This window comes from Candidatus Hadarchaeales archaeon, assembly GCA_038823825.1.
Classification (GTDB): domain Archaea; phylum Hadarchaeota; class Hadarchaeia; order Hadarchaeales; family Hadarchaeaceae; genus JAVZGN01.
Genome location: JAWBCC010000001.1, coordinates 102,971 through 115,944, shown reverse-complemented (window position 1 = coordinate 115,944; position 12,974 = coordinate 102,971). Strand labels below are relative to the sequence as shown.

The window sequence follows — 12,974 nt, the reverse complement described above, 5'->3', positions numbered from 1 at the left end:
GCGAGCTGGCGGGCGACTGCCGGGCGAAAGCCTGAGGAAACACCGTCCACCGGGTGGGATCGCAGCCCGAAAGGGCACGGCTGAGAAGCCGGGAAAGCCAGCACAGAAACGACACCCTGACTGTCCTAATGTGATGATGCGGAGACGCTGAAGTCGGACAGTCGGGGATGAAACGGCTGGCTCTGCGAGGTGCAAGGGCAAATTTCCGTCGATGAATACCCACCTGAGACGGGTGGTAGCCCGCTTAGCTGAATGTCGCCTGAAAACAGAAGACGGGTTACAGCCAGCACGCCGGCAACCGAAAAAAATAAAAAGAGTTGACAACTAAAAAAGTAGGATACCATGAAAAAAACAATTCAAAACTTGGCAAAGGCATTTATAGGGGAGTCGCAAGCAAGAAACAGATATACTTTCTATGCCAAGGTTGCGAAAAAAGAAGGTTACGAACAAATCGCTGAAATTTTTCTCATCACAGCCGACAACGAGAGAGAGCACGCAAGTTGGCTTTTCCGTCTACTGAACGAACTTAAAGAGAAGAGTGGAGAAAGCTTCAATGAAGTAGTCGTAGAAGCATCCGCTCCGGTTGTCTTCGGAAATACTAAACAAAATCTCGAGGCTGCCATTGCCGGCGAAAACTATGAGTACACGAAAATGTACCCGGAATTTGCGAAAATAGCTGATGAAGAGGGCCTCCATGAAATCGCGAACAGACTAAGAGCGATAGCGAAAGCCGAAGAACACCATGAGGAGAGATTCAAAAAACTTCTGAAGGAGGTTCAGAACGGAACTGTTTTCAAGAAACCTGAGCCGATCTGGTGGGTTTGCAGAGAGTGCGGTTATGTCCACTACGGAACTGAACCTCCCCAAGAATGTCCATCGTGCGGACACCCGCGGAGCTTCTATCAAGTCAAGTGTGAAGAGTACTAGATAGTCCGACTATCATCTTAATATAGGCTTGAAAAGATAACTACCCCAAGGGTAGGGATATGGGAAAGAAGTGGGGACTCTATAAAGTTGGGGGAAGAAGCCAACCGGTACCGTGCGTTTACTGTGGTCGACTGGTTCCACGTATAAAGGCTATTCCAGTGAAGAGACGACCAGGAATAGACCTTAAAAGCATACCAGGAGTTGATAGAAGAAAAGTTTATCTTCCTGTAGAAAAAGGCTATGCTTGCATTTCTTGTGCCAAACACCGCGGTCTCATCTAACTGCCTTTGTTGCCCGTATAAGCGAACTAAGTACTGAAAATACGTCTGCGGCTTTCTCAACGAGAGTTCCGGTCACTATTATGTCTGCTCCGGCGGCAACTCTTTCAGCTGCCATTTCTGGGGTTTTTATTCCTCCCCCCACAATCAACACCAAATTTGTTGCTTTTTTAACCGCCTTGACCATCCCAACAGGGACGGGTTTGTCAGCACCCGAACCTGCCTCTAAGTAAAAAAATCGCATCCCCAGATACTCCGCAACTATTGCATAATTCGCGGCCAACTGCCAGTCGTTTCTTGGTATCAGCTTCGCTTTTCCCACTTTTCCCACAGTCCCACCCGGTTCAACTACGAGGTATCCCATAGGAATTGATTCCAGGCCAAATTTGCGAACTATCGGTGCTCCTCTCACCTGCGCACCAGTTATAAAGTATGGATCTTGAGAGTTGAGCATACTCATGAAGAATATCGCATCTGCGTATCTGCTAATACCACGTTCACTAGCCGGAAAAAGGATAACTGGGAGATCTGTCACCTTTTTTATCTCGAGAATAGTATCGTCAAGCAAACGGCCGAAAGCCCCAGTTGAACCTCCAACCATTATCCCATCAGTTCCGGCACGATCTGCTTCAGAAACTATGTAAGCTGCTTCACCAGGTGATTGCTTTGCTGGGTCTATAAGAGTGAGATGAGCCGCACCGTCTCTTTTTATTACGCGGCGCAGATAGTTCTCAACCTTCATGCTTTGGACTCCTTCGACTTCGGACGTAGACCTTTATAGCCACACTTTCTGCATTTCTCTGCCCGCCAAGGATTGTGAGCGTTGCATTTCATACAGATTTTGACTTGGAAGAGTCTACGCTCTGCAACCTCAAACCTAGCCATTCATCTGCACCTCCTCAACTCCTTGAACACCTCGGGTATCTTTTCTATTACATCAGAAGATAAAAATTCATATCCTTTTTCCCTTGCACATAAATCACCAGCTCTTCCGCATATCCAGGCTCCAGCAATGGCTGCCTCAAAGGATGGTAAACCCTGAGAAAGGAGAGCTCCGACAATTCCAGAAAGCACGTCTCCTGTGCCACCAACGGTCATTCCTGGATTCCCCGTTTTGTTAAGTCGCACATTTCCGTTCGGAGAAGCAATGACATCTATTCGTCCTTTTAGAAGAATAACACATTTAGATTCTTTCGCGAACTCCAGAACGATCTCGCAACGCCTGTCTAGTTCCGGAGGAAGAGTTTCTCCGGAAATCTTTTGGAATTCTCCGGCATGTGGCGTCAAAACCCAAAGCTGGTTACCCAGACGTTCGAGTTCGGGACCAACGATTTTTAAGCCATCGGCATCGAAAAGAGCTGGTACCTTTGCCTTATTAATTTCTTCGGCAAGTTTGATAACTCCTCTCGAGACTTTTTTACTCATTCCTAAGCCGGGACCTACAACAACTGCGTTCGCTCTCTTCATCTCTTCCATTACAATAGGCATCGCATTAATTCCGAACTCCGAGCCTGGAAGTTTACATGTTATCAAGTCCGGAGAAAATGTATTTATTACCCAAGCTACTTTCTCGGGTGCGGCAACTATCGCAAGATCACAGCCAGAGTGGAGAGCAGACAGTGCAACAAATGCGGGAGCTCCTACGTACTTCTCGCTTCCACCAACAACTAAAACAACTCCGTTCTCACCCTTGTGGGAATCCGGTCGTCTTTTTGGAAGTAGTCTAGCCACTTCCTTCGCTTCTACATATCGGTAATTCACACACAAATATGGAGATAGTGAAATAAATAAAACTTGTCAAATCATAATTATTTTCTGATATGCCAACGAGGTTGAAGCCAAAAATAGTAACCCCGATTCCGGGCCCTAAGGCAAGAAAGATGGTAGAACGAGATCAAAAAATAATGTCTCCTTCATATACGCGGGCTGAGCCCATAGTGGCGGTTGAAGGAAAGGGGTGCTACGTAAAGGATGTAGATGGAAATATCCTGCTGGATTTTTCATCTGGAATGTTTGTTCTAAACTACGGATATTCACACCCGAAGTTAATACGGGCTGTTGAAAAACAATTGAAAAAACTAACACATTTCGCCGGAACCGACTTCTACTACGAACAGCAGGTTGTGCTGGCGGAGATGCTCGCTGAAATAACGCCCGGTAAATTCAGAAAACGTGTTTACTTTGGAAATAGTGGGGCTGAAGCAGTAGAGGCGGCATTCAAATGTGTGCGGTGGCACACGAGAAAACCGAGAATAATCGCCTTCATGGGTGGATTTCACGGACGAACCTATGGAGCGATGAGTCTTTCCTCCACGCGCGTTCTCCACCATCGCTACTTTTCTCCTCTCGTCCCTGGAGTCGAATTTATACCTTTTCCGTACTGTTACCGTTGCATCTTTAAGCAAAAATACCCCGGGTGTGACTTCCTATGTTTGGAGTTTTTGAGAGAAAGGCTCCGAACAGTAGTTCCACCGGAGGAAGTAGCAGCCGTAATCACTGAACCCATCCAAGGTAATTCCGGATACATAGTTCCTCCACCTGAATATTACCCAATGCTGAAGGAGATCTGTGATGAATATGGGTGGATATTCATCGCGGACGAAGTTCAAACCGGGTTAGGGAGAAGCGGCAAGATGTTTGCGATGGAACACTGGAATGTGGAACCGGATATCGTGTGCATAGCCAAGGCCTTGGCTGGAGGAATTGCTCCTATCGGGGCGACTGTGGCCAGGGAGGAGATTATGGATTGGGAGCCTGGTGCCCATGCCTCAACCTTTGGGGGAAATTTAGTTGCCTGCGTGGCCGCGATCGAGGGGATAAAGATACTCAAAGAGGAGAAACTTGTCGAAAGGGCTGCAAAGCTAGGAGAAGAGATCATGAAAAGACTTCAAGAGATTGCGGAGACCTCCAAGCTCATTGGAGATGTGCGCGGGAAAGGACTCATGATTGGGGTAGAGCTCGTTAAGGATAAAAAAACAAAAAATCCGGCCACGAACGAGAGAGAAGCCCTGATACGCAAAGCTTTAGACAAGGGACTCATTCTTTTCAGAGGAGGCCAATCAACCATAAGAATTGCACCACCTTTGGTAATTCCCAAACGTGATCTGGAGATCGGAATGGATATCTTTGAACAATCGCTTCGCGAGGTTGAAAAAGAATGCTGATGCTGAAATCTCATTTCAAGGTTAACGATAAAGGACATCTAGTAATAGGCGAAATTGATGCTGTTGAACTTGTGGAAAAATTTGGAACTCCGCTTTACGTCATGGATGAGAAAAGAATTAGAGAAAATTACAGGAGATTCTACAGAGCATTCTCTAGCCTCTGGCCTAAAGTCATTGTGTACTATGCTTTGAAAGCCAATTCAAATCTAGCGGTTGTTAAAATCCTGCAAACCGAGGGCACCGGAGCCGATGTGAGCTCCGAAAATGAGATAAAAATTGCTCTTAAGGCCGGAATCGCCGGTGAACGTATGGTTTTTAATGGAAACAATAAAAAACCTGAAGAGTTGGAGCTGGCGATCAGAAACGGAATCATGATAAATATCGATAATCTTCAAGAATTGGAGCTTGTCGACAAAATTGCCGCGAGGCTTGGAAAGATCGCGAAGATCTCTTTTAGAATAAACCCTGATGTTTCAGTACCAACACATCCTTACATAGCTACAGGGCTGAGAGAGAGTAAATTCGGTTTAGAGGTTGAAGACGGCGAAGCATTGAATGCGTATCGAAGAGCAATAGAGCTAAAACACGTGAAAGTAGTTGGAGTACATTCTCATATCGGATCACAGATCTTGGACGCTGATCCTTTTGAGGAGGAAGCAAGAAAATTGATGAACTTTGTTGTAGAGCTAAAAAACGAGCTTGGAATATCGCTGGAGATAGTCGATTTCGGCGGGGGCGTTGGAATTCCCTATAAACCTGAAGATAAGGAATTGCCTATAGAAGTTGTAGCGAAGAAAATCGTTAAAATCGTAGAGGAAGTCGTGAATAGTGAAAAATTGATTCCGCCAACCCTTGCTTTCGAACCCGGCAGGTACATCGTTGGGGATGCTGGAGTGATATTGGCTAAAGTTGGTTATGTGAAGAAAAGAAAAAACCTTCCAGCTTGGGTTTCCATAGATGCCGGAATGAATGCTCTCATAAGACCGGCTCTCTATGGAGCATATCATCACATCGAAGTTGCGAACAAGATGAACCTTCCGAATGATACTGAGTATAACATAGCCGGACCGCTATGTGAGTCTGGAGATTTTCTTGGAAAAAACCGCAAACTAGCAAAAATCGAACCTGGGGATATTTTGGTCATTTTCGATACTGGAGCATACGGTCTTGCAATGTCGAATCAACACACGGCACAATCACGGCCCGCGATGGTTCTTGTGAATGATGGAAAAGCGGAGATAATCAGAAATAGAGAAACTTTTGAGGATATCATTAGATTGGATAATATTCCAGAGTGGTTGCGATGAGTTTGATGGTTGTAAAATTCGGTGGGACCAGTGTTGGCAACATCGAAAGAATTAGAAAAGACGCGCGAGCAGTAGTCAGAGAAATTGAGAAAGGAAATTCGGTAGTCGCGGTTGTTTCCGCCATTGGACACTCCACGGATGCTCTCATCAAAATTTACAAAAAAATCGCAAAGAAATCGGATCCAAAAAAACTGGATTTTGTCATGGCATTAGGAGAGAGGACTAGTGCTCGAATTTTTGCGAAAGCTTTGTCCGAGATCGGAGTCAAGAGCAGAGCAATAGATCCTCTAAACAAAGAATGGCCAGTGATAACCGACAGCAGACACGGAATGGCTGAAATAAATCTACAGGAAACGGAGAGAAGAGTTAAAAAATACATCTTGCCGCTTGTGAAAAAGGGTGTGGTCCCCGTAATCTGTGGATTCCTCGGAAGAGACCAAAACGGTGAAATAACCACAATTGGCAGGGGCGGTAGTGATATAACCGCCTTTGTCATCGGAAAGTGTTTACCAGCCGATCTCGTGATAATCGTAACGGACGTGGATGGCGTCATGAGCGCTGACCCCAACGTAATAAGGGGAGCAAAACTAGTGGAAGAAATAACCGTTGAAGAGATGCGAGATTTGGCAAGATTTGGGGCACAGGTCATGCATCCAAGAGCGATGAACTACAAAGATCCAAAAATAGAGGCGAAGGTGATAAATTTCAACAAGTACGACTTAAACGCCCCTGGAACGAAGATTGTAGGGCCTTTCCCCGAACCAACCACCGTCAAACTCTACCCTGAACCTCTAGCTATGGTTACCGTTGTCGGAGAGCAAATGCAAACAAAACCTGGAATCCTTCTAAAGACTGTTAAACCCGTCAGCGAAGCTGGAATTAATATTTTTGGTGTTTCTATAGGACCGAGATCGTTCTCTCTTTATGTTAAAGAAAGCGAGGCAGAAAAAGCTGCCGAACTCGTTCACGAAATTGTCAAGGAAGATCCAGTGATGAAGTCGGTGACCATTCAGAAAGGATTGGCTATGATAATCACGGAAAGTGAGAAGTTCATATACACACCTGGCGTTATAGCAAGGCTAACTGGACCGGTGGGAGAGGCAGGGATAAACATCATAGAAATTCTGTCGAGCAGAGCATCCATAAGTTTCTTCGTAAATTGGGAAGATAGAGAAAACGCACTGAAGCTTTTTGAAAAGGCGATGAGGGAAATTTGATGTTCGAGGGTGCACTTACGGCGATGATAACTCCTTTCGACGAAAATGGGGAAATAGACGAAGAGGGGTTGAGAAAAAACGTCGAGTTTCAGATTAAAAACGGAATAAATGGATTGGTTCCAGTTGGAACCACTGGAGAATGTTCCACTCTATCCTACGATGAACATATACGAGTGATAGAAATCGTGGTGGACGCGGCCAAGGGAAGGGTTCCAGTTTTGGCTGGAACCGGCAGTAACTCAACGTGGGAGGCGATAATGTTGACGAGGAGAGCGAAGGAAGTTGGTGCAGACGGTGCGCTCATAGTTGTGCCATACTACAACAAACCTACACAAGCTGGACTCTATGCCCATTATAAGAAAATCTCTGAGGAGGTGGACATTCCTATCGTCATTTATAACATTCCCTCTAGGACTGGTGTAAACATGCAACCCGAGACTGTAGCAAAACTGGCGAAGCTGAAAAACATAGTTGGGATAAAAGAAGCAAGCGGAGATATGCAACAGGTGAAAAGAATAATTGAGCTAGTTGATAGAGAAGATTTTATCGTGACCTCTGGCAATGACTCAGATACTCTCGAAATCATGAAACTGGGGGGAGTAGGTGTGATTTCTGTGGCATCGAACATAATTCCGAGTGAAATAGTCGAGCTAGTCGAATCCGCGCGAAAGGGAGATTGGAAAAAAGCCGAAGAAATTCACAAGAGACTTCTTCCGCTTTTCAAGGGCCTTTTCATAGAAACAAATCCCGTTCCGATCAAAACAGCGATGAGATGGTTGGGAATGCCAGCTGGTGGAGTTAGATTACCTCTTGTTGAAATGGAACCAGAGAATCAAAAGAAATTGAAGCTGATACTCATTGAAACAGGCATACTTGTGAGTGAGAACCGATGATAAAGGTTGTTTTATGCGGAGCTGCCGGAAAAATGGGTCGAGCGATAATAAGAGAGCTTGTGAAAAGTGATGACGTCAGACTAGTAGGAGCCATTGAAGCACCGGATAATCCAGCAGTTGGAAGTGACGCTGGCCTCGTTGCCGGAACCAAGAGTCTTGGGGTTCAAATAGTTGGAACTCAGAAGCTTGAAAGAGTAATAAAAAAGACTAAACCGGATGTCCTAGTTGATTTCACAGTGGCTCATGCTGCGGTTAAAAATGTGAAAATCGCTGCAAAACATGGTGTGCAGATAGTTGTGGGGACCACGGGGTTCACGAAAGAGCAGTTGGAGGAAATCGAAAATGCTGTGAAGGAATCCGGAGTAACTGCAGTTTTGTCTCCCAATATGTCGGTTGGTATGAACGTTCTTTTCGAACTGGTAAAAGAAGCAGCGAAACTTTTGGGTAAAGAATATTCGGTGGAAATCATAGAGATACATCATAAAGAAAAACGTGATGCGCCCAGCGGAACTGCGCTACGCATCGCAGAGATCCTTTCAAAAGAGATGGGTGGTTTGAGGATCATAGTTGGAAGAACCTCTGAGGAAAAAAGAGAAGGAATTTACATTCACTCGCTACGAATCGGAGATGTGACCGGAGAACACACGGTGATATTCGCTGGTCAAGGAGAGAGATTAGAAATAACCCACAAAGCACATGGAAGAGAAACCTTTGCTGCCGGAGTTTTGAGAGCTGTGAGATTTGCATATAAACACAGAAAAATGGGAAAAATCTGCGATATGTGGGATGTGTTAGGACTGAGATGAAGATCTTTTTTGTCCGTGATATGGACAGTTTATGCCTTTTTTGCAGAATCTGCACTTCTCCGGAGGTGGCGGCTGCGGAAGTGGTTTAATCATGCGCCCGTACTTTCTCCGTGGCATCAAATGAAATTCGATAGCAGTTCTTTTTTCCTTTTTGACGGTTTAGAAAACTCTTATATATTGATCCGGGCGTAAAAAAATAGGACAAACATGGCAATGACAATTACTGAGAAGATACTTGCGAAAGCGGCTGGCAAGAAAGAAGTGACACCTGGAGAAATCATTGATGCAAAGGTAGATTTTGCGATGATGCACGACCTCACGGGTCCTCTCACCGTTGAAAGCTTCGAAAAAATCGGAGTAAAAAAAGTGTGGGATCCATCCAGAATCGTGATAACCTTTGATCATCAGACTCCTGCTAGCTCAATAGATGCCGCAAAGAACCATATACTCCTCAGAGAATTCGCCAACAAGCATAAGATCGTCCATTTCTATGACATGTTTGAAGGGATTTGTCATCAAGTGTTACCTGAGAAGGGTTTTGCCTTACCCGGGAAAGTTGTGATTGGAGCAGATTCCCACACTGTAACGTATGGTGCGCTGGGATGTTTCGCGACTGGAGTAGGGTCTACCGACATGGCTGCAATTTTGGCAACAGGAAGACTTTGGTTCAAGGTACCGGAATCAATAAAGATCATTGCTCGCGGAGTTCTAAAACCACCAGTGATGTCGAAAGACCTGATTCTACACATAATTGGAGATTTTGGGATGGATGGTGCCACATACCAGGCGGTAGAGTTCACCGGTGAATGCATATCGAAAATGAGTATAGATGGCAGGCTAACGTTGTGTAATATGGTTGTTGAGATGGGAGCAAAAAACGGAATAATTGAACCCGATGCGAAGACCCTGCAATGGCTCAAAGGTAGAGCCAAAGAAAAATTCGAGATAATAAAGAGCGACGCTGACGCTGAGTACAAAACAACGAAAGAGTACGATGCAAACAAACTGGAACCTCAAGTTGCCTGTCCACACTCTGTAGACAACATCAAAAGTGTTCGCGAAGTAGAAGGAGAAGAAATAGACCAAGCCTTCATAGGAACATGCACAAACGGAAGATTGGAAGATTTAAAAATCGCTGCTAAGATTCTCAAGGGTAAAAAAGTCAGCAAAAAAGTTAGACTTATAGTAGTACCGGCTTCAGCAGAAGTTTATCGTGAAGCTCTTGATTCCGGTATCTTGAAAATCTTGGTAAACGCCGGTGCTCTTGTCGAGTCACCGGGATGCGGAGCATGCATGGGATGTCACATAGGTGTTTTAGGTCCGGGGGAGGTAAGCATATCGGCGTCAAACAGAAACTTCAAAGGGAGGCAAGGCAGTCCAGATTCAAAAGTGTATTTGGCATCACCGGCGACAGTTGCTGCTTCTGCAATAACCGGTAAAATAACCGACCCGAGGGATTTCTATGCCTAGAGCATGGGTCTATGGAGATCACATAAGTACGGACGATATAATCGCGGGGAGATATCTCGCCAAGCACGACTGGACTGAGTGGGGAAAACACGCTATGGAAAACATAGACCCTGATTTTTCGAAAAGAGTTAAGCCGGGAGATGTGATAATCGCAGGTAAAAACTTCGGATGTGGATCAAGTAGAGAGCAGGCACCGATTGCGCTGAAGGCGGCCGGCGTCTCAGCGGTTGTGGCGGAATCTTTTGCCAGAATATTTTATAGAAATGCGATCAATCAGGGCCTTCCTGTTCTTACGTCTCCAGGTATCAAAAATGAGTTCCAAAACGGAGACGAAGTAGAAATAAACATGAGCGAAGGATGGATCAAAAATCTGAGAACGAATAAAGTGCTGAAAGTACAACCACTCCCCAACTTAGTGTTGGAAATCCTTAAAGAGGGTGGCTTGATAAATTATTTAAAGAAAACTCTGAAAAAGTAAGGGGGATCAAGAAATGAAAAACTTGGATTTCGAACTGCTCGAGAAAAAGAGAAGAGAGATTGTGAATAAAGTAAAGGGACTTTCCTCGTTAGAGTTCAACCTTAAGGCATGGGGAAAAATAAAAGAAGAGATTTACACAACGCTTCCGCTCAAAACTGATGTCATAATAGATGATTCCACTTTGCGTGAGGGAGTTCAGATGGCTGGTCTTCTTAGCCCGCATCCAGCTGACGCTTGCCGGATCGCGTGCATGCTTAGAGACATCGGTGTGGAAAGAATAGAGGTGATGATGTATAACAAGCCGGATCAAGAGGGGATTAAACTCATGAAAGACGAGGGACTCGGAGATATGCTCGCTGGATGGTGTCGAGCTGATCCTGCGGATATCGACATTGCCCTAAAAATGGATTTAAAACAGATTGGAATTTCACATCCGGTTTCATACTTGCACTTCGAGAAGTGGTCGGAAACACCGCTAGCAACTCTAGTTGAGAGAGTTGTAAAGGCGGTCGAGTATGCGCACGACCATGGACTAACAATTTTTGTACATGGTGAAGATAGCACACGAGCAGATTGGGAATTCGAAAAAATCTTCATAAACGCTGTAGCGGATGCTGGGGCTATGGTATATAGAATCTGCGATACTGTAGGATGTGGATTTTCCGACCCGGAAGCACCGCTACCTCAAGGTATACCGGCAAAGATCAGAAAAATCAAGGAAGAAACGAAAATAAAGTATGTCGAAATTCACGCACACGATGACCTTGGAAATGCTGTCGAGAATACAATGGCTGCCATAAGAGCCGCGTCGGGCATTTATGATAAGATTTATGCCAGTACGACATTTTTGGGCGTGGGAGAAAGATCTGGAAATGCAGAAACTGAAAAAGTAATAATGAACTGTTACATGCACTATGGTATCAAGAAATGGAACACCACATTGTTCAGAGACCTTGCACTTTTCCTATCTTCCGCAATAGGATTCAATTTACCGATCAACAAGGCCATGGTGGGGGATGCCGCCTTTGCACATGAGTCTGGTATACATCTTCATGGCATAAGAATCATGCCACTGACGTATGAGATTTTCCCGCCTGAACTTGTCGGTCAAGAGAGAACAATCGTTATAGGAAGAAGATCTGGAAAGCATGGGATAAAACTCAAGCTTGAACAGATACTGAAACAGACCGTGGACGACAACGACCCAAGGTTAGCTCAACTCGTGGAGATAATTAGAAAGAAATTCGTGGAAGGTAGACGTAGGTTCCCGCTCAAGGACGAGGAATTTAGAATGCTTGCACACAAAGTCGGTTTTCCTGTAGAGTGAAGGCCAACATGTACCGAATTACCCTCATACCAGGCGACGGTGTAGGTCCTGAAGTTATTGACGCTGCCAGAAGGTGCGTTGAGGCAACTGGACTGGACGTCGAATGGGAAGTCGTGTATGCGGGAGCTGAGATTGCTGAGAAAATGGGAACCCCGCTGCCGGATGAAGTTTTGGAATCAATAAAAAGAAATCGCGTTGCGCTTAAAGGTCCAATAACTACACCCGTGGGCGAAGGCTTTAGGAGTGTAAACGTTGCGATCAGGAAGGCTTTAGATCTTTATGCCTGCGTGAGACCGTGCAAGCTCTACCCCGGCGTTAGGTCTCCCTTCAAAGATGTGGATCTGGTAGTCATTAGAGAAAACACTGAAGACCTCTACGCGGGCGTAGAATTCCAAGAGGGAACAGCTGAGGCTCTCGAATTTTTGAGAACACTTAAAGAGAAGTTTGGAGTTGATATAAGAGAAGATTCAGGGATATCACTGAAAACTATCTCTCGGTTTTGCTCGGCGCGTATTGTGAAATTCGCCTTCGAATATGCTCGGAAAACCGGTAGGAAAAAGGTAACGGCTGTTCACAAGGCAAATATTCTAAAATTTTCAGATGGACTTTTCTTGACTATCGCAAGAGAGATAGCATGTGGTTTTCCGGACATAGAGTTTGAAGATAGAATAGTTGACAACATGTGCATGCAACTTGTTCAAAAGCCCCAGCTCTATGATGTAATAGTTGCGCCGAACCTTTATGGCGACATTTTATCCGATTTGTGTGCAGGATTGATCGGTGGACTTGGAATGGCGCCCAGCGCAAATATAGGGGACAAATATGCGGTTTTCGAGCCTACACACGGTTCTGCACCAAAGTACGCCGGAAAAGACAAAGTGAATCCAACAGCGGCCATACTTTCGGCGGCAATGATGCTAGAACATCTGGGAGAGAAAGAAAAAGCCGATATAATACGGAATGCCGTTGCAAAGGTTATCAGCGAAGGCAAATATGTCACATATGACCTAAAGCCTACACCAGATGATCCCACCGCTGTAGGAACCAAAAAAATGACTGATGCCATAATCAGAGAGATCAGGGAAAGAACGTGATGCTTTTATCTTA

At 45.1% G+C, this 12,974-nt stretch carries 14 protein-coding genes and 1 other RNA gene; 12 read left to right on the top strand and 3 right to left on the bottom strand.

All coding sequences use genetic code 11. The annotated features are described in order from the left end of the window. From rnpB to QXF64_00600, 3 genes are all read left to right on the top strand, one after another. Positions 1–292: RNase P RNA component (gene rnpB, locus QXF64_00610), an RNA gene on the top strand. A 50-nt stretch (positions 293–342) separates the two neighbouring features. Beyond that, positions 343–927: a rubrerythrin family protein gene (locus QXF64_00605; GenBank protein ID MEM1688997.1), complete on the top strand. Its 585-nt coding sequence runs from the start codon at positions 343–345 to the stop codon at positions 925–927. Between the two features lie 59 nt (positions 928–986). Then, the gene (locus QXF64_00600; GenBank protein ID MEM1688996.1) at positions 987–1,208 is read left to right on the top strand and encodes a hypothetical protein; all 222 of its coding nucleotides are present in this window, start codon (positions 987–989) and stop codon (positions 1,206–1,208) included. Here QXF64_00600 and QXF64_00595 read toward each other — a convergent pair. The 3 genes from QXF64_00595 to QXF64_00585 are packed head-to-tail and all read right to left on the bottom strand — an operon-like array spanning position 1,201 to position 2,966. Continuing rightward, a complete protein-coding gene (locus tag QXF64_00595) occupies positions 1,201–1,947 on the bottom strand; it encodes a geranylgeranylglyceryl/heptaprenylglyceryl phosphate synthase (protein MEM1688995.1) in 747 nt (248 codons plus the stop codon). The two genes, QXF64_00600 and QXF64_00595, sit on opposite strands and share 8 nt — an antisense overlap. Continuing rightward, positions 1,944–2,090 carry a 50S ribosomal protein L40e gene (locus QXF64_00590; GenBank protein ID MEM1688994.1) on the bottom strand — a complete coding sequence of 49 codons (147 nt, stop codon included), beginning with the start codon at positions 2,088–2,090 and terminating at the stop codon, positions 1,944–1,946. Before QXF64_00590 ends, QXF64_00595 begins: the two co-directional genes overlap by 4 nt. After that, a complete protein-coding gene (locus QXF64_00585; protein MEM1688993.1) occupies positions 2,091–2,966 on the bottom strand; it encodes an NAD(P)H-hydrate dehydratase in 876 nt (291 codons plus the stop codon). It lies immediately after the preceding gene. A gap of 59 nt (positions 2,967–3,025) precedes the next feature. On the opposite strand from QXF64_00585, the gene QXF64_00580 reads away from it, so the two are divergent. The 9 genes from QXF64_00580 to QXF64_00540 all read left to right on the top strand — a co-directional run bounded on the left by QXF64_00580 (position 3,026) and on the right by QXF64_00540 (position 12,961). Beyond that, positions 3,026–4,369, top strand: a complete 1,344-nt coding sequence (locus QXF64_00580; protein ID MEM1688992.1) for an acetyl ornithine aminotransferase family protein — start codon at positions 3,026–3,028, stop codon at positions 4,367–4,369. Beyond that, positions 4,363–5,676 carry a diaminopimelate decarboxylase gene (gene lysA, locus QXF64_00575; GenBank protein MEM1688991.1) on the top strand — a complete coding sequence of 438 codons (1,314 nt, stop codon included), beginning with the start codon at positions 4,363–4,365 and terminating at the stop codon, positions 5,674–5,676. Before QXF64_00580 ends, lysA begins: the two co-directional genes overlap by 7 nt. Before the next feature lie 5 nt (positions 5,677–5,681). Continuing rightward, positions 5,682–6,893, top strand: coding sequence for an aspartate kinase (locus QXF64_00570; protein ID MEM1688990.1), 1,212 nt, complete (start codon positions 5,682–5,684; stop codon positions 6,891–6,893). After that, a complete protein-coding gene (gene dapA, locus QXF64_00565; protein ID MEM1688989.1) occupies positions 6,893–7,786 on the top strand; it encodes a 4-hydroxy-tetrahydrodipicolinate synthase in 894 nt (297 codons plus the stop codon). The genes QXF64_00570 and dapA overlap by 1 nt, the downstream gene beginning before the upstream one ends. After that, a complete protein-coding gene (dapB, locus tag QXF64_00560; protein ID MEM1688988.1) occupies positions 7,783–8,592 on the top strand; it encodes a 4-hydroxy-tetrahydrodipicolinate reductase in 810 nt (269 codons plus the stop codon). Before dapA ends, dapB begins: the two co-directional genes overlap by 4 nt. A gap of 207 nt (positions 8,593–8,799) precedes the next feature. Next, positions 8,800–10,062: a 3-isopropylmalate dehydratase large subunit gene (locus QXF64_00555; GenBank protein ID MEM1688987.1), complete on the top strand. Its 1,263-nt coding sequence runs from the start codon at positions 8,800–8,802 to the stop codon at positions 10,060–10,062. Further along, positions 10,055–10,540, top strand: a complete 486-nt coding sequence (locus tag QXF64_00550) for a 3-isopropylmalate dehydratase small subunit (GenBank protein MEM1688986.1) — start codon at positions 10,055–10,057, stop codon at positions 10,538–10,540. Before QXF64_00555 ends, QXF64_00550 begins: the two co-directional genes overlap by 8 nt. A 13-nt stretch (positions 10,541–10,553) precedes the next feature. Then, a complete protein-coding gene (locus QXF64_00545; GenBank protein MEM1688985.1) occupies positions 10,554–11,867 on the top strand; it encodes a hypothetical protein in 1,314 nt (437 codons plus the stop codon). 8 nt (positions 11,868–11,875) lie between these two features. Then, complete coding sequence (locus QXF64_00540; protein ID MEM1688984.1) at positions 11,876–12,961, top strand: isocitrate/isopropylmalate dehydrogenase family protein; 1,086 nt, start codon at positions 11,876–11,878, stop codon at positions 12,959–12,961. Positions 12,962–12,974 lie beyond the last annotated feature (13 nt).